Raw genomic sequence first — 16512 nt, forward strand, 5'->3', positions numbered from 1 at the left:
CATTCACATGCGGGAATAGACTGGGAGAATTAAATCGGTTGTGAGGGGTACTTCTGTGGAAGAACGTGCGACGTCGGCACCACCGGCGGGCGGGGAAGACGGCCACAATGCTGTGGCGGTTCCGGCAACAAGCGTGGCTGGACGGACTGCAGGCGCGGTTCCGGTCGATACCCCTGGCGTGCGTCCCACCTTCCCCGGGCGGCGGGAGCGCACACGTTCCCGGCTTGCCCGGCTGACTGGCCGCGGTGTCGCTCCGTACTCTCCGATCCTGGAACCCTTGCTGCGGACGGTGCGGGCCAACAACCCCAAAGAAGATTTTGACCTGATCCAGCGGGCCTTCGCCGTTGCGGAGCGAAGCCACCAGGGCCAGAAGCGCAAGAGCGGTGATCCCTACATCACCCATCCTGTGGCGGTGGCCACCATCCTGGCTGAGCTCGGCATGACGGGTACCACGTTGGCGGCGGCGTTGCTTCACGACACCGTGGAGGACACCCCCTACACCCTCGCTGACCTGACACGGGATTTCGGTCCCGAGGTTGCCATGCTGGTGGACGGTGTGACCAAACTGGACAAGGTCAGCTTTGGCGAGGCCGCTCAATCGGAAACCGTCCGCAAGATGGTCGTGGCCATGGCCAAAGACATCCGCGTCCTGATGATCAAGTTGGCCGACCGTCTTCACAACGCACGCACATGGCGCTTCGTCTCTGCTGAGTCCTCCTCGCGCAAGGCCCGCGAAACCTTGGAAATCTTCGCGCCCCTGGCCCACCGCCTAGGCATGAACACCATCAAATGGGAGCTCGAAGACCTGTCCTTCGCCGCCCTGTACCCCAAGGTGTACGAAGAAATCGTGCGCATGGTGGGCGACCGTACGCCGGAGCGCGAAAAGAGCCTCAGCGTCATCCGCAACCAGATAGCGGATGATCTTCGGACCGCGCGGATCAAGGCGACCATCACTGGCCGGCCCAAGCACTACTACTCCATTTACCAAAAGATGATCGTCAGGGATAAGGACTTCGACGACATCAACGACCTCATGGGCGTGCGCGTCCTAGTGGACTCCGTCCGGGACTGTTACGCAGCCCTGGGTACCTTGCATTCGCGCTGGAACCCCCTGCCGGGGCGTTTCAAGGATTACATCGCCATGCCCAAATTCAACATGTACCAATCTCTGCACACCACAGTGATTGGCCCGGGCGGCAAGCCTGTTGAGATCCAGATCCGTACCCATGAGATGCACCGCCGGGCAGAATACGGTGTGGCAGCGCACTGGAAGTACAAGGACCAACCCAACCGGACCGCGCAAGGCCCTGGCAGTCCTCGTGATGGCGACATGGGCTGGCTGAGGTCGCTGGTCGACTGGCAGCAGGAAACGTCTGATCCCGGCGAGTTCCTGGACTCCCTGCGATACGAAATCAACGCACGGGAAGTTTTCGTCTTCACACCCAAAGGCGAGGTCATGGCCCTTCCGGCGGGTTCCACTCCTGTGGACTTCGCCTATGCCGTCCATACCGAGGTGGGTCACAGGACCATCGGTGCCCGTGTCAACGGCAAGCTGGTCCCGCTGAACAGTGAGCTCAACCACGGCGATTGGGTGGAGATCTTCACTTCCAAGGCCGAAGGAGCCGGCCCCAGCCAGGACTGGCAACACTTCGTCAAGTCTGCGCGTGCACGCAACAAGATCCGGCAGTGGTTCACGAAGGAACGTCGCGAAGAAGCGATCGACCGGGGCAAGGACATGCTGACACGGGCAATGCGTAAGCAGAACCTCCCATTGCAACGCCTCATGACCCATGACGCACTGTCAACTGTCGCCGAAGACTTCCACTACGTCGACATCTCCGGGCTCTACGCGGGCGTCGGCGACGGGCATACGTCCGCCCAGTCCGTCATGGAAAAGCTCGTCGAGCACTTGGGCGGCCATGAAACCCCGGACGAAGACCTCGACGAAGTCAGCATTCCCACGCAGGTTGCCAAGTCCAAGTTCTCGGACTCCGGCGTCATAGTCCGCGGCGTGGGCGATGTCTGGGTCAAGCTGGCCCGTTGCTGTACCCCGGTGCCACCGGACCCCATCCTCGGCTTCGTTACGCGCGGCTCAGGAGTATCCGTCCACAGGACAGACTGCACCAACGTCTCCGGGCTCCGGGACCAGCCGGACAGAATCGTCGAAGTGGAATGGGCTCCGACACAGTCAAGTGTCTTCCTCGTGGAAATCCAAGTGGAGGCACTGGACCGTAAGTCCTTGCTGTCCGATGTGACCCGCATCCTGTCCGAGAACCACGTCAACATCCTCGCCGCCTCGGTTCACACCTCGAGTGACAGGGTGGCGATCTCGAAGTTCGCTTTCGAGATGGGCGATCCAAAGTACCTGCACCACGTACTGAACGCAGTGCGGCGCATCGACGGTGTCTTTGACGTCTACCGCACTACTGGCAACAGGCGCCGCAGCTAGTTCAGGACTGGGAAGCCAGCTGTGACAAGGTTTCCAGGGCACGCCGCTTGTGGGGTACCCGTGGGACTGCTTCGACGGCCAAGGTGAGCAGCCGCAGCCGGACACCCAGATCTTCCTTGTCCAGGAGGCGTCGAAGAGCAGGCAAGGCGCGATCGCTTTCGACGTGCAAGGCGATGTCTGCCGCGGTACGAAGAGGGCTGCTCACCAGCATTCCACCGAGGCTCACCACGTCCATCTGGCCCAGCCTCACCTCATGGAGACTGCACGCAGTGCTTCCCCGCAGGCTTGAGATGCGGTGCTTCGCGTCAACCAACAGGGACAGGTGTTCGGGCGGCTTTGCGCACCCGTAGATCCAGGCTGCGGTGAGTCGGCCGGCAACTACCTTTGTCCGGATCCGTTCCGGAACCGTGAGGGCTGCTGCGCGGGCCCTGAGACGATGCGTGACAGCGATGCCCGGGGAGGCATAACTTTTGCCGTAGAGGGGCAGGAGAATGCCGTCAAAGGCCATGCTCTGGAGCTCGTTCCACGAAAAGATGAGACTGGGGGAGTAGAGCTCGGGGATGACAGGCTCCAAGAGGGACGGGGCAGCAGCGGGGACCATCCACCGATCATTCCGTGCCCGCGACCTACGAGTACAGGCTCCGCCCCGGTTATGTGGATAACCGGAACAGAGCCTGCAGAATACCGAATCGTCAGGAGAAGCTAGGCGAGGTCGCTCGCCGAACGCTGGATCTGGTCCAGCCATGCCTGACGGGCTTCCAATGCCTCGCGTGCAGCCTTGATGCGTCGCTGGTCGCCGGCCTTCTCCGCCTTTTCAAGGTCGTCTGTGAGGCCGGCAATGGCGGCTTCGAGCTGTGAGAGCGCACTGTTGGTGCGGGCCTTTGTCTCGGGGTTGCTCCGGCGCCATTTCTCTTCCTCGGCCTCCCGGACTGCGTCTTCAACCTTCCGCAGTCCTGCCTCAATTCGGCCCATATCCCCCCGGGGAACCTTACCTGCGTCTTCCCAACGGTCACGGATGGACTGAAGGGCCTTCTTGGCAGCGTTGAGGTCGTTGATGGGCAGCAGCGCCTGCGCTTCGGCTACCAATTGCTCCTTGACCACCAGGTTGGCCGTGTATTCCTGGTCGATCTGGTCATTCGCGGCCTGGCGGTTGCTGAAGAAGACATCCTGGGCGGCGCGGAAGCGGCCCCACAGTGCGTCATCGTCCTTGCGGCTGGCACGTGGAGTTGCCTTCCACTGGTCCATCAGCCTGCGGTACTCGCCGGCAGCGAATCCCCAGTCGGTGGACGACGAGAGGGCCTCGGCCTCGGCGATCAAAGCTTCCTTGGCGGACTTTGCAGCGGAATTGTTGCTGTCCAGTTGCGAGAAGTAGGCACGGCGGTGACGGTCGAACACTGTTCGAGCAGAACGGAACCGCTTCCAGAGGGCATCTTCGTTGCTCCGACCAAGCCGGACGCCGCTCTTCTGCGCGGCCTTCCAGGTCTCGAACAACTCGTTCATGCGGGCGCTGGAGGTCTTCCACTGGATCTGCGCGGGGTCCTGGCCGGCGATGGATTCTGCTTCGGCCACGATCGCTTCCCGGGCTGCAAGTTCAGTGGCGCGCACGGCGTCATGGGCAGCTTTCTCGGACTTTTCCAGTTCCACGACCTGGGTGGAAAGGGCGTCCAGGCGAGCCTCGGCGGAACGGATGTCGCCCACCATGTTGCGCTCACCCAGCTGCTCTCGAAGATGGGTGACGGTCTTCTGCATGTCCGTTGCGGGTGCCTTGGACTCCACGCGGTGTTCCAAAAGGACCACTTGGGCGATGATGTCGTCGAACTTCCGGGCGAAGTAACCCAAAGCTTCGTCAGGGCTGACGCCGGGGTATTGGCCAACGGCGATTTCTTCGCCGTCGAGCGTCAGGAAGACGTGGCCGTCACCTTCAGCCCGACCCCACTTGGCGGCCTCGGCGAGTGAGGCAGCGGACACAGCCGGGGCGGCAGGAACGACGGCGGCGGGAGCCTTGGGACGTGCTGCAAATGCCGCTGGGGAAGGAGCTGCGGACGGGACCGGGCGCGGTGCGGCCGGGGCGGCTGCGGCCGGGGCGGCTGCGGCCGGTTCGGTTGCAGCCTCGGCATCGGTAGCTGGTTCCCCGGCCTCGGATGCTGCGGACTCAGCCTGGGTTGGCTCCGCAGCTGGTGCCGTTGCGTCGGGGGTCTCAGAACTGTTGGTGCCGTTTGCCTCGACTGCTTCTTCGTTGGCCACTACTGCTGTTTCGTCGGATTTCTGACTGTCTGTCACCGCTAAAAGTCTTTCGCTTGGAGGGACTGCTAAGGTAATGCACCCCGGGCCGGGGCCTGGAGCTGGTTACTTCAGAGAAAACGAGTCTATCGTGACAGGTGCCACAGGGGCGCCGTCGCTGGCGTTTTCGCCGGTTTTCAGGCCTGCGGCGGCGATGTTGGTGACCACGTCCAACCCGCTGGTTACCTTGCCCACGATGGTGTACCCGCCCGCGGCGTCTGCCGGGATGGTGGTGTCTTTATAGACGACGAAGAACTGGTGGCCGTTGCCGTATGCGTCGTTCCCGGTGCGCGCCACGGCAATGGTCCCCGCAGGGTACTTGTTGTCTGCGGGCGCGTTTTCCAGTGGACCCCATCGGTAGTTGGGGTCGTCTGCCCCGTTTTCGTCGGTGGCGCCGCACTGCAGGAGCCCGAATGTTTCGGACGTTGTCAGGCGGTGGCAGAACTTCCCGTTGTAGTAGCCAGCGTCGCTCAGGGACTTGAAGACCGCGGCTGCCTGTGGTGCCGCTGTGCCGTTCAACTCGATTCCGACAACTCCGCCGTTCAATGCGAGCTCACCGGTAAAGGTCTTTCCCGCTGCCGTGTCAGGGCTGGGAACGTCGGGGCTGTTCGACGCAGAAGCCGACGGCGATGCTGAGGGGGAACTGAGGCCGGCCTCGGCCGCGGCAAACTCGGCCTCGGTGGGGTTGGAGCTGAAGGCCGTCAGTTGAAGCACGACGGCGAGGACCACGGCCGCTGCACCCGCGCCGACGGCGATGGTGTTGTCGCGTTTGCGCCGCTTGCCCTGTTCCTGCCGCAGGGCACGCTTGGCTTCCATCTGCCGAATGCGACGTTTCGCTTCGCGGTCATCCCGCGACCTTGTTGCCAAGAGTCCTCCTGATTGTGTCCACTTTCCGAGGCTGCCGACAGGAACCCGGGCATGCTGCATTAGATGTGCACGCGCGGAAAGCATAAACTGGCTGCCGCACATAGTTTATGCATGACCGGCTGGACGCCCGCCCTGTAAACGCCGAACGGGCGTTTAAAGCTGCCGGGCCGGCGTCGGCGTCAACTTTCTTCGAGGAGACTTTTCCACCATGGCTCGTACCGCCTCCCTGTCCGGATTCCCCGAGTGGCTTCCCCAGGAGCGGTTGGTGGAGCTGCATGTGCTGGACACGCTCCGGAAGACGTTCGAGCTGCATGGATTCTCCTCCATCGAGACCCGGGCGGTTGAAACGGTCGGGCAGTTGCTCCGTAAAGGCGAGATCGACAAAGAGGTTTACGGCCTGAGCCGGCTTCAGGACGATGAAGGTGAGGCGGCCAAGTCGGATAAGGCTGACCCCAATGCCCTGGCACTGCACTTCGATCTGACAGTTCCCTTCGCCCGTTACGTGGTGGAGAACGCCGGCTATTTGGCGTTTCCGTTCCGCCGCTACCAGATCCAGAAGGTCTGGCGTGGTGAGCGCCCCCAGGAAGGCCGCGCCCGCGAGTTTACGCAGGCAGACATCGACGTCGTGGGCGACGGAGAGCTCCCATTCCGCTACGACGTCGAGATCGCCTTGGTCATTGCCGAGGCCTTGAGCGCCCTGCCGATTCCGGATTTCCGGCTCCGGATCAACAACCGGAAGTTGGCCGAAGGCTTCTACCGCGGCATCGGCCTGACGGACACTGCAGGTGTCCTGCGCAGTATCGACAAACTGGAGAAGATCGGTGCGGCCAAGGTCGCTGAGCTCTTGAAGAGTGAGCTCGGCGCGACGGATGAGCAAGCAGGCCTTGCCTTGCAACTGGCGGGTATCCGCACGGAAGATACTTCGTTCGTCCAGCAGGTGCGCGCCCTGGGTGTCACTGACGAGCTTCTCGAAGAAGGTCTCAACGAACTGGAACAGGTCATCCAGGCGGCCGTCCTGCGCGCCCCCGGCAAGGTTGTTGCTGACTTGAGCATCGCCCGCGGCCTGGACTACTACACAGGGACCGTCGTTGAAACCGTACTGGTGGGGCACGAGCAGCTGGGTTCCATTTGCTCCGGCGGCCGCTACGACGCCCTGGCGAGCAAGGGCAACCGCAAGTTCCCCGGCGTCGGCCTTTCCATCGGTGTCACGCGGCTCGTTTCGCGCATCCTCAGCCAGGAACTGGCAACGGCCTCAAGGGCCGTGCCCACTGCGGTACTGGTCGCCCTGAATACTGACGACAGCTGGTCTGCGGCCCAGGACATTGCCGCGCAATTGCGTGGCCGGGGCATCTCTACCGAAGTCGCGGCGAAGGCTGAGAAGTTCGGCAAGCAGATTAAGTTCGCTGATCGACGCGGTATCCCCTTCGTGTGGTTCACCGACGACGACGGCAAGCACCAGGTCAAGGACATCCGCACCGGTGAGCAGGTAGACGCCGACCCCGCGGAATGGACGCCTGCAGAAGAGGACCTGCACGTCCGCGTCACCACTGCCTGAGACACACAATGCTTGTCCTGCCTTATGGCAGGAGCCGTGGCCGGGGCGGGTAAACTCGGACGGGACCGCTTCGCAGTGGTCCCTCTAAATTTCATGCTGAAAGGAATGCTGTGCTGCGCACACATGACCTCGGATCACTTCGCTCCGAGCACATTGGACAAACCGTTACCCTGGCCGGCTGGGTGGGCCGCCGCCGTGATCACGGTGGCGTTGCATTCGTTGACCTGCGTGACGCCTCCGGTGTCGCCCAGGTGGTAGTCCGTGAGGAAGAAGTCTTCCACGGCCTGCGAAACGAGTACGTGCTGCAGGTGACGGGCACCGTCAACAAGCGTCCTGAAGGCAACGAGAACCCGGCACTGGCGACAGGCGAAATCGAGGTTATCGCCGATCAGGTTGTTATCCTCAACACGTCCGAGCCACTCCCGTTCCAGATAGACGAGCACGTGGAAGTTGGCGAGGAAGCCCGGCTCAAGCACCGCTACCTGGACCTTCGCCGTCCCGGCCCTGCCCGCAACATGCGCCTTCGTTCTGAAGCCAACCGGGTAGCACGTGAACTGCTGCACCAGCGCGGCTACATCGAAATCGAGACCCCCACGCTGACGCGTTCGACGCCGGAAGGCGCCCGCGACTTCGTCGTTCCGGCCCGCTTGGCCCCGGGTTCCTGGTACGCCCTTCCGCAGTCGCCCCAGCTTTTCAAGCAGCTCCTCCAAGTAGGCGGCTTTGAGAAGTACTACCAGATTGCCCGTTGCTACCGTGATGAGGACTTCCGCGCTGACCGCCAGCCCGAATTCACGCAGTTGGACATCGAAGCCAGCTTCGTGGACCAGGACGATGTCATCGAGCTTGGGGAGGCGATCGTCAAGGCCCTGTGGCAGCTGATTGACGTTGAAATCCCCACTCCTATCCGCCGCATGACGTACCTGGACGCCATGGCCAAGTACGGCTCGGACAAGCCGGACCTGCGTTTCGGCGTGGAACTGACGGAACTCACGGAGTTCTTCAAGGACACCAATTTCGGCGTCTTCAAGGCACCGTACGTCGGCGCCGTGGTCATGCCCGGTGGCGCTTCGCAGCCCCGCCGAACCCTGGACGGTTGGCAGGAATTCGCCAAGCAGCGCGGACACAAGGGCCTGGCCTATGTCCTCTTCAAGGAAGACGGCGAGCTCGCCGGTCCCGTCGCCAAGAACCTCACGGACGAAGAGCGCGCCGGCTTGGCCGATGCCGTAGGTGCCAAGCCCGGTGACTGCATCTTCTTCGCCGCAGGTGAGAAGTCCGCAGCGCGCGCCCTCCTCGGTGCTGCCCGGGTTGAAATCGGTCACCGCACCGGTTTGATCGATCCCAAGGACTGGGCGTTCGTCTGGATCGTGGACGCTCCCATGTTCGAGCCCGCCGCCGCGGCCGTGGCTTCCGGTGACGTAGCTGTCGGAGGAGGCCAGTGGACGGCAGTGCACCATGCGTTCACTTCGCCCAAGCCTGAGTTCCTGGACACCTTCGATAAGGATCCGGAGTCCGCACTCTCGTACGCCTACGACATCGTTTGCAACGGCAACGAGATCGGTGGCGGCTCCATCCGTATCCACGAGCGCGAAGTGCAGGAACGCGTCTTCCAGCTCATGGGGCTGGACAAGGAAGACGCCGAGACCAAGTTCGGCTTCCTGCTGGAGGGTTTCAAGTACGGCGCTCCTCCGCACGGCGGCATGGCCCTTGGCTGGGACCGTGTTGTTGCCTTGCTTGCCGGCGTGGAGTCCATACGCGACGTCATTGCGTTCCCGAAGTCGGGTAACGGCTACGACCCACTGACGGCGGCACCTGCGCCGATCACGCCGCAGCAGCGCAAAGAGGCCGGCGTCGACTTCAAGCCCGAGGCCAAGCCTGCCGCCAAGGCAGAATCGACGTCCGAATAGAACAACGCCCATAGGCTCCCCACTGCGGTGGGGAGCCTTTGGTGTTTCTGCCAGCAAAGGAGACGGGACTGTGGTTGACCAAGCGACCATCGAAACACTCATGGACAAGGCGTGGCCTGCCATCGAGCGGGAAGACCTTGAGTGCGAAAGCACGGTGAAGTGGGTGCTGCGGGCCTCGGAGGGCGTAACGCAGCGCGCCAATTCTGTGTGGCCGATGGCGCCGGCATTCACTGCTGCCGCTGACTCGGACGTTCGCCTTATGCGATCCGTCCGCACCGCCTCGGAGTGGTACAGGCGTCGCCGGCTTCCCCTGATCTTTCAGGTGTTCGATGACTCCCGAAGCGCTGCCCTCAACGGCGTCCTGGACCAGCAGCGCTTCACCCGGCAGTCCGAAACGAAGATCATGGTCCGCGGCCGCGACGGTGTGCCGGCCAACCTTCCAGGGCCGGACGTGGAACTCAGCGATGTTCCCTCGGCGGAATGGCTCAGTGTGTGGTGGTCTGTCGACGGTCGTGGCGGCGACCCCGAACTTTCGGTCGCGCAAAAGATTCTCTCCGGTTGCCCGGCCGCGTACGCGTTGGTGAGGGACGACGACGGCGTTCCAGCCGCCGTCGGACGCCTCGCTTTGGTGGATGGCTGGGGTGGCATTTACAGCATGGCGACATCTGTGGAACACCGGAGGAAGGGCTACGGCACGCGCGTGCTGAACGGGTTGCTGGAGGCCGGTGCACAGCGGGGCCTTGAGGGTTTTTGGCTCCTGGTCACAGCCGCCAATCATGGCGCCCAGGCCATGTACGCCCAAGCAGGTTTCACGGAGCATGGCAGCTACTTGTACCGGCAGGCTCCCCTGAAACGTTCGGTCAGCGGCTGCTAACCAGGGGGATCCGTCACGGTGATCCGGATAGAGCAAGCGTCGGCGGCCGCTTTGGGAAGGGTCGCGGATTTGGCCGCCTGAACATCAAGGAAGGCCAGGCGTGTGCGTCCCCCCAAGGCTTTAAGGGCGGGTTGCGCAAGGACCTGTTCCACCAGGGCCCTGTCACCGCCGGGAACGATGTATTCGATGTGTTGTCCGGCAAAGACTTTTGCCGCGTGCTCCGCTGTGGTCTTGGCGTCGATGAAGCGGTTGCCGCTCTTTGAAGCAAGGACGGTGGTTCCGCTGGCCGAGGCCAGGGCGTAGCCGCCGCGGCGAACCAGCAGCAGGCCGAGGGCGCGTTCCTGGGCGGCGAGTGATGCAAGGCGCTCAAGCCCAGTGGTTCCGCGGCCTGGTCTTCCATCTGCGGGCCAAGGCGGCCTCAGCAGAGCGGTGGCACCGTCAGCGGCATGCAGGAGCAGTCCGGCGTCGTCGAAGTCTTCAACCAGGGGCCCATGGCCGGCGGTGAACCTGTCCACCCACCCATGGATCCGCTGAGGCGGTACCAGTGCGGTGCGTGAGACGGTATTTGGTTGCTTCGGCGGTGGGGTGGATGGGGGGCGGTCCACGTCGATGTCTCCTTTGCTGGAACTATGAGTAGCCTATCCATGTGGAAGATCTCTTTGGTGCCGGTGCAGTCAACGACGACGAGTCGGAGGACCTGCCTGCCGCCGGGGGACCTTCCGACGCCAATTGGATGGCCTCCCAGCGCAGTCCGTTGGCAGTCCGGATGCGCCCCCGTACGTTGGATGACGTTGTGGGGCAGCAGCATTTGCTGGGGCAAGGTTCCCCGCTTCGGCAGCTGGCGGCCGGTGCCGAGGCTGCCGGCCCCGCCGGCCCGAGCTCCGTGATCTTGTGGGGGCCGCCTGGAACCGGTAAGACCACGCTTGCCCATGTGATCGCACGGGGCCCCGGCAGGAAGTTCGTTGAATTATCCGCCATCACCGCGGGAGTCAAGGATGTCCGCCGTGTCATGGACGAAGCACTGACTGCGCGCGATCTTAATAAGAAGACCACCGTCCTTTTCCTCGACGAGATCCACCGCTTCAATAAGGCACAACAGGATGCCCTGCTGCCGGGCGTGGAGAACCGCTGGGTGGTGCTGGTGGCGGCCACGACGGAGAATCCGTCGTTCTCGGTGGTGTCGCCGCTGTTGTCGAGGTCGCTCCTGCTGACGCTGAAGCCGCTCACCGATGACGACATTTCAGGACTGCTTCAGCGGGCCGTCGCAGATGCCCGCGGCCTTGCCGGACGCGTGGAACTCAGTCCCGAAGCCTTGGACCACCTCGTTCGTCTCTCCGGAGGCGATGCCCGCAGGGCACTGACAGCCCTGGAGGCCGCCGCCGGTGTCGCGTTCGGTGACACCACCGCCGTCGGGACTTCCGACGCTGCCGGGGCGGATGGAGGCGGGCCCGGGCCGGATGGGGAGACTGACGACGGCGAACCGGGGCTCGCCAACGACGGCGCACCTGACGCCCCGGTACTGGTGGAACTACGCCACACCGAGAGGGCCTTGGATGCGGCAGCAGTTCGTTACGACCGGGCAGGGGACCAGCACTATGACGTGGCCAGTGCATTCATCAAGTCCATCCGTGGCTCTGATGTGGATGCCGCTCTGCACTACCTGGCGCGGATGCTCGAGGCCGGGGAGGACCCGCGGTTCGTTGCGAGGCGCATCGTGATTTCCGCGGCCGAAGACATCGGAATGGCTGACCCGACAGCACTGCAGACGGCGGTAGCGGCGGCTCAGGCAGTGCAGCTGATCGGCATGCCGGAGGGGCGGATCGTTCTCGCTGAAGCCGTGGTCCATCTGGCTACCGCGCCCAAGTCCAATGCCGCGTACATGGGTTTGAACAAAGCGGTGGCCGATGTCCGTGCAGGTTTCGGCGGCGGCATTCCCATGCATTTGCGGGATGCGCACTACCCGGGAGCCAAGCAACTGGGACATGGCAAGAGCTACAAGTACGCGCACGACGAACCCCACGGTGTGGCCACGCAGCAGTATCCGCCGGACGATTTGGTGGGCAAAGACTATTACGAGCCCACCAATAACGGAGCCGAAAGGGATATTGCGGCCAGGTTGGAGCGGCTCCGCAAGATCGTGCGTGGGGAGTAGCCGCGGACCCGTGCCTCAAGGCTGGGCCGCAGGGCAGCGGACTTGCCCATGGTAAGATTGATCCTTGTCTGGCATGGCCTGACGCACAATCCCACTGAAGATTCCTTCAACAGTGCTGTGCGCCCGGGCTAGTAGCAAGAGGCAGCGGTTGGCCGATGCTCTCCCTGATGGAGGCCAGTAACACTGACACACCGCAGTAATTGGAAGGACACAAGTGGCTAACAACACTCGTGCTCGCCGTACCGCACGCCTTTCGCGTGCCCTCGGTATTGCTCTGACCCCCAAGGCCGCCAAGTACATGGAGCGCCGCCCGTACGGCCCCGGTGAGCATGGCCGTGCCCGCAAGAAGCAGGACTCCGACTACGCCGTACGTCTGCGCGAAAAGCAGCGTCTGCGCGCCCAGTACGGCATCCGCGAAGCCCAGATGACCCGTGCCTTCGAAGAAGCACGCCGCACCAAGGGCCTGACCGGTGAAAACCTGGTTGAACTGCTCGAAATGCGTCTGGACGCCCTCGTGCTCCGTGCAGGCTTCGCCCGCACCATCGCACAGGCCCGCCAGCTGGTTGTGCACCGCCACATCATGGTTGACGGCATCCGCGTGGACCGCCCGTCCTTCCGCGTTGGCGAAGGCCAGCTCATCCACGTTCACAGCCGCTCCGAGGTCATGCCCCCGTTCCAGGTGGCAGCTGCAGGCGCACACGTTCTGAACAACGTGCCGGCATACCTGGACGTCAAGATCGACGCCCTGCAGGCACGCCTGGTTCGTCGCCCGAAGCGCTCCGAGGTCCCCGTGATCTGCGAAGAGCAGCTCGTCGTCGAATTCTACGCTCGCTAAATTCCAGCAGCGCATACAAAGAAGCCCGTGGCACATGCCGCGGGCTTCTTTGTATGTAAGGTACCGGTCCAAAGTAGGTAAGGTACTGGGGAGGCCTTGTCCAAAGCCGATATACGGCTGGTGCAGGGCAGCGCAACGACCCTAGGAGAAGAGTTCTATGTCTGGTGGCGACATCGCCGGCCTCATCGCAGCAGGAGTCTTCGCGCTCCTTGTGTTGTTGTTGGCTGTGCCAATCTTGAAGCTGGGCGGCGTTTTTGACGAGGTCCGCACTTCGATCCGGTCCATCAGCGATGGCGCGACGCCCCTGATGGATGAAGTGACCGCTACGGTCTCCACCACCAACCAGCAGCTGAAGAAGGTTGACGGCATCGCCTCCAACGTCTCGGACGCCTCGGCCAATATCTCCGCGTTGTCCTCGCTCGTGGCTGCCACGGTTGGTTCTCCCTTAATCAAGGTGGCCGCGTTCAGCTACGGCGTACGCTCGGCATTTGCTGGGCGCCGATCACCTACCTCCGGCCGCCGCAGCCGCTGAACTCAGTAGCCGCTGAACTATACGGGAGAGCAGAAACCCATGAAAAGAATTGCGTGGATGGGCATAGGCGTCGTCATTGGCGTCATAGCCTTCCGGAAGATCACCGAAGCCCAGGCCAACATCGGTCCCGATGGCCTGAATCGTGCCGTGGGCCGGATGGCTGATGGTTTGTTCGATTTTGCCGACGCCGTGCGGACGGGCATGCACCAGCGCGAAGAGGACCTGCGTGCGGCGTTGGGTATTGACGACGCCGGAACAGGCCGCCGCTAGCGGGAGCGGTTCGCTCCCGCGCCCTCAACAGGGCAGAATGGAAAACTGCGGAACGGCACCAGCCGGTACCGCGCACATTATGTGCAGTGAATTGAGAAGGGTAAGAAATCAGCTAATGAAGTCGCAGGAGATCACCAAACGCTGGGTGGACTTTTTTGTCAGCAAGGGTCACACCGCCGTTCCCTCCGCGTCGCTCGTTTCCAGCGACCCGTCCCTTCTCTTCACTGTGGCCGGAATGGTGCCGTTCATTCCGTACCTGACTGCGCGCGAAGAGCCCCCCTACAGCCGTGCCACGAGCGTCCAGAAGTGCATCCGCACCGGCGACATCGAGGAAGTGGGAAAGACGGCCCGCCACGGCACTTTCTTCCAGATGTGCGGAAACTTCTCCTTTGGCGACTACTTCAAGGAAGACGCCATCAAGTTCGCCTTCGAGCTGCTCACCACGAGCGTTGACGACGGCGGCTATGGCCTGCCCGCCGAGCGCCTTTGGGTGACCGTCTACGAAGAAGACGACGAAGCCAAAGAACTGTGGCTCAAGAACACCGGGATCCCTGCTGAGCGAATCCAGCGCATGGGCAAAGCAGACAATTACTGGTCCACCGGCCAGCCTGGCCCGGCGGGCCCCTGCTCCGAGATCTACTACGACCGTGGCCCAGCCTACGGAATCGAAGGCGGCCCTTTGGCCGACGAAACCCGGTACATCGAGATCTGGAACCTCGTGTTCATGCAGTACCAGATCGAGAACGTCCGCTCCAAGGTTGACTTCGACATCGTCGGGGAACTGCCTCAGAAGAATATCGACACCGGCCTGGGCATGGAACGCCTCGCGATGATCCTCCAGGGCGTCGAGAACATGTATGAGACCGACCAGGTTCGTCCGGTCATCGACAAGGCCGCTGAACTGTCCGGCCGCGAGTACACCTCGGCTGAGTCCCCGGAAGACCCGCACCACACGGACGATGTCCGCATGCGCGTCGTGGGTGACCATATCCGATCTGCCCTGATGCTGATCGCTGATGGAGTTTCACCGTCCAACGAAGGCCGCGGCTATGTGTTGCGCCGCCTGATCCGCCGTGCCGTACGTGCCATGCGCCTGCTCGGCGTCGAAAAAGCCTGCCTGCCGGACCTTCTTCCCGCCTCACGTGACGCAATGAAGGGCGTGTACCCGGTGGTGGAGACCGATTTCGCCCGCATCAGCCGCATCGCCTATGCCGAAGAAAAGGCGTTCCTGCGCACCATTGCTTCCGGTACGGCCCGCCTGGAGGATGCCGTTGCCGAATCGAAGGCCGCCGGGGTTCCGTTGTCCGGTGCCGACGCCTTCGCGCTTCACGACACTTATGGTTTCCCCATTGACCTGACCCTCGAAATGGCGGAAGAAGCCGGGCTCAAGGTCGATGAGGCAGGCTTCCGCGCGCTCATGCTCGAGCAGCGCCAGCGTGCGCAGGCCGACGCCAAGGGCAAGAAGGGTGGCCATGCCGACCTCAGCGCCTACCAGGAGCTCCTCGGCAAGGGCGAGACCGTCTTTACGGGCTATGAAGAACTTGAGGGCGAGTCCAAGGTCCGTGGAATCGTCAGCGGTGGCCGGCCGGTAGCGCATGCCTCCACGGGCGACGAGATTGAGCTGGTCCTCAACGAAACCCCGTTCTACGCCGAAGCCGGTGGCCAGTCCGCTGACACCGGCCTCATCACCGGCGACGGTTTCGTGGTGGAAGTTTTGGACGTCCAGCGTCCCATCAAGGGCCTCAGCGTCCATAAGGCGATTGTCCGGGAAGGTGAGATTGCCTCTGACGCGCTGGTGCGCGCCGCCGTCGACCGTGAACGCCGGCATGCGGCCGAGCAGGCTCACACAGGAACGCACATCGTGCACGCCGCCCTGCACCAGATCCTCGGCCCGGAAGCCACCCAGCGCGGTTCCTACAACAAGGCCGGATACCTTCGCTTCGACTTCGCCTGGGGGGAGGGCCTCAGCACTGCCACGCGCTCCGAAATCGAAGAGGTCTCCAACATTGCCATTCGGAATAACTTCCGGGTGGACACCAAGGTGATGGGGCTCGCTGAAGCCAAGGCACTGGGTGCCATGGCGCTGTTCGGTGAAAACTACGGCAGCGAAGTTCGTGTCGTGGAGATCGACGGCGCCTGGTCCCGTGAGTTGTGTGGTGGCACGCACGTTTCCAACACCTCCCTGATCGGTAGCCTTTCGCTGCTGGGCGAGCAGTCTGTTGGCTCGGGAAACCGGCGCGTTGAGGCCTTCGTTGGCCTGGATGCCTTCCGTCACCTCGCCGCTGAGCGGGCACTGGTCACAGAGCTCACGGAGCTCTTGAAAGTCCCTTCCGGTCAGCTTGCGGACCGCATCTCCAGCACCCTGAGCAAGTTGAAGGCCACGGAGAAGGAACTCGACCGACTTCGCAAGGAGCAGTTGACCGCTGCGGCGGCCACTTTGGTGGGCACCGCCAAGGATGCCGCAGGCGTACGGGTCGTAGCCCACGACGCCGGTCAGGTTGGCGGAGCGGACGATCTCCGGAACCTCGCTTTGGACCTTCGCAGCCGGTTGGGCTCCGAAGCTGCCACCGTGGCCGTGGCCGGCATCAGCAATGACCGTCCCGTGATCCTCATCGCCACCAATGAGGCGGCCCGCGAAGCCGGCGTGAAGGCCGGAGCGCTGGTCCGACTGGCCGCAGGCATCCTTGGCGGCGGCGGTGGCGGCAAGGATGACGTCGCCCAGGGCGGCGGCGCCGACGCTGGGAAGGTCTCTGAGGCCCTCACAGCGGTGGTGGATGCGATAGCCAAGCGCTGA

Annotated in this window: 13 protein-coding genes; 9 read left to right on the forward strand and 4 right to left on the reverse strand. The window is 63.1% G+C overall.

The window, feature by feature from the left end; genetic code table 11:
* The first annotated feature begins 55 nt into the window (after nt 1-55).
* Nucleotides 56-2449, forward strand: coding sequence for a RelA/SpoT family protein (locus ACSSVG_RS20300; protein WP_308102710.1), 2394 nt, complete (start codon nt 56-58; stop codon nt 2447-2449).
* A 1-nt stretch (nt 2450) separates the two neighbouring features.
* On the opposite strand, the gene ACSSVG_RS20305 is transcribed toward ACSSVG_RS20300, so the two are convergent.
* From ACSSVG_RS20305 to ACSSVG_RS20315, 3 genes are all read right to left on the reverse strand, one after another.
* Complete coding sequence (locus tag ACSSVG_RS20305; RefSeq protein ID WP_231340043.1) at nt 2451-3050, reverse strand: hypothetical protein; 600 nt, start codon at nt 3048-3050, stop codon at nt 2451-2453.
* Nucleotides 3051-3151: 101 nt separating this feature from the next.
* Entirely contained in the window at nt 3152-4729 is a 1578-nt protein-coding gene (locus tag ACSSVG_RS20310) for a DUF349 domain-containing protein (RefSeq protein ID WP_492415991.1), read from the reverse strand.
* A gap of 66 nt (nt 4730-4795) precedes the next feature.
* Nucleotides 4796-5596: a peptidylprolyl isomerase gene (locus ACSSVG_RS20315; protein WP_231340041.1), complete on the reverse strand. Its 801-nt coding sequence runs from the start codon at nt 5594-5596 to the stop codon at nt 4796-4798.
* Nucleotides 5597-5804: 208 nt separating this feature from the next.
* Between ACSSVG_RS20315 and hisS the strand changes: the two genes are divergently transcribed.
* From hisS to ACSSVG_RS20330, 3 genes are all read left to right on the forward strand, one after another.
* A complete protein-coding gene (hisS, locus tag ACSSVG_RS20320; protein ID WP_492415993.1) occupies nt 5805-7151 on the forward strand; it encodes a histidine--tRNA ligase in 1347 nt (448 codons plus the stop codon).
* Nucleotides 7152-7261: 110 nt separating this feature from the next.
* The gene (gene aspS, locus ACSSVG_RS20325; RefSeq protein ID WP_492415995.1) at nt 7262-9055 is read left to right on the forward strand and encodes an aspartate--tRNA ligase; all 1794 of its coding nucleotides are present in this window, start codon (nt 7262-7264) and stop codon (nt 9053-9055) included.
* A 70-nt stretch (nt 9056-9125) separates the two neighbouring features.
* Entirely contained in the window at nt 9126-9929 is an 804-nt protein-coding gene (locus ACSSVG_RS20330) for a GNAT family N-acetyltransferase (RefSeq protein WP_492415997.1), read from the forward strand.
* Here the strand turns inward: ACSSVG_RS20330 and ACSSVG_RS20335 are convergent.
* A complete protein-coding gene (locus ACSSVG_RS20335; RefSeq protein ID WP_492415998.1) occupies nt 9926-10534 on the reverse strand; it encodes a Vms1/Ankzf1 family peptidyl-tRNA hydrolase in 609 nt (202 codons plus the stop codon). The genes ACSSVG_RS20330 and ACSSVG_RS20335 overlap by 4 nt on opposite strands.
* 41 nt (nt 10535-10575) lie before the next feature.
* Here ACSSVG_RS20335 and ACSSVG_RS20340 point away from each other — a divergent pair, with 41 nt between their 5' ends.
* From ACSSVG_RS20340 to alaS, 5 genes are all read left to right on the forward strand, one after another.
* Entirely contained in the window at nt 10576-12081 is a 1506-nt protein-coding gene (locus ACSSVG_RS20340) for a replication-associated recombination protein A (RefSeq protein WP_492416000.1), read from the forward strand.
* Between the two features lie 214 nt (nt 12082-12295).
* Nucleotides 12296-12916, forward strand: a complete 621-nt coding sequence (rpsD, locus tag ACSSVG_RS20345) for a 30S ribosomal protein S4 (RefSeq protein ID WP_011774968.1) — start codon at nt 12296-12298, stop codon at nt 12914-12916.
* A 157-nt stretch (nt 12917-13073) separates the two neighbouring features.
* Entirely contained in the window at nt 13074-13448 is a 375-nt protein-coding gene (locus ACSSVG_RS20350; RefSeq protein ID WP_231340035.1) for a DUF948 domain-containing protein, read from the forward strand.
* A 39-nt stretch (nt 13449-13487) separates the two neighbouring features.
* Nucleotides 13488-13718 carry a hypothetical protein gene (locus ACSSVG_RS20355; RefSeq protein ID WP_492416003.1) on the forward strand — a complete coding sequence of 77 codons (231 nt, stop codon included), beginning with the start codon at nt 13488-13490 and terminating at the stop codon, nt 13716-13718.
* 115 nt (nt 13719-13833) lie between these two features.
* On the forward strand, nt 13834-16512 hold the full coding sequence (alaS, locus tag ACSSVG_RS20360; RefSeq protein ID WP_231340033.1) for an alanine--tRNA ligase: 2679 nt from the start codon (nt 13834-13836) through the stop codon (nt 16510-16512).

The organism is Paenarthrobacter sp. E2MeOHC11 (genome assembly GCF_058744955.1).

What these genes read in the sequence shown, in the direction of transcription:
- ACSSVG_RS20305 (WP_231340043.1), bottom strand. Translation starts at nt 3,050, where the DNA reads ATGGTCCCCGCTGCTGCCCCGTCCCTCTTGGAGCCTGTCATCCCCGAG.
- hisS (WP_492415993.1), top strand. Translation starts at nt 5,805, where the DNA reads ATGGCTCGTACCGCCTCCCTGTCCGGATTCCCCGAGTGGCTTCCCCAG.
- ACSSVG_RS20350 (WP_231340035.1), top strand. Translation starts at nt 13,074, where the DNA reads ATGTCTGGTGGCGACATCGCCGGCCTCATCGCAGCAGGAGTCTTCGCG.
- ACSSVG_RS20355 (WP_492416003.1), top strand. Translation starts at nt 13,488, where the DNA reads ATGAAAAGAATTGCGTGGATGGGCATAGGCGTCGTCATTGGCGTCATA.
- alaS (WP_231340033.1), top strand. Translation starts at nt 13,834, where the DNA reads ATGAAGTCGCAGGAGATCACCAAACGCTGGGTGGACTTTTTTGTCAGC.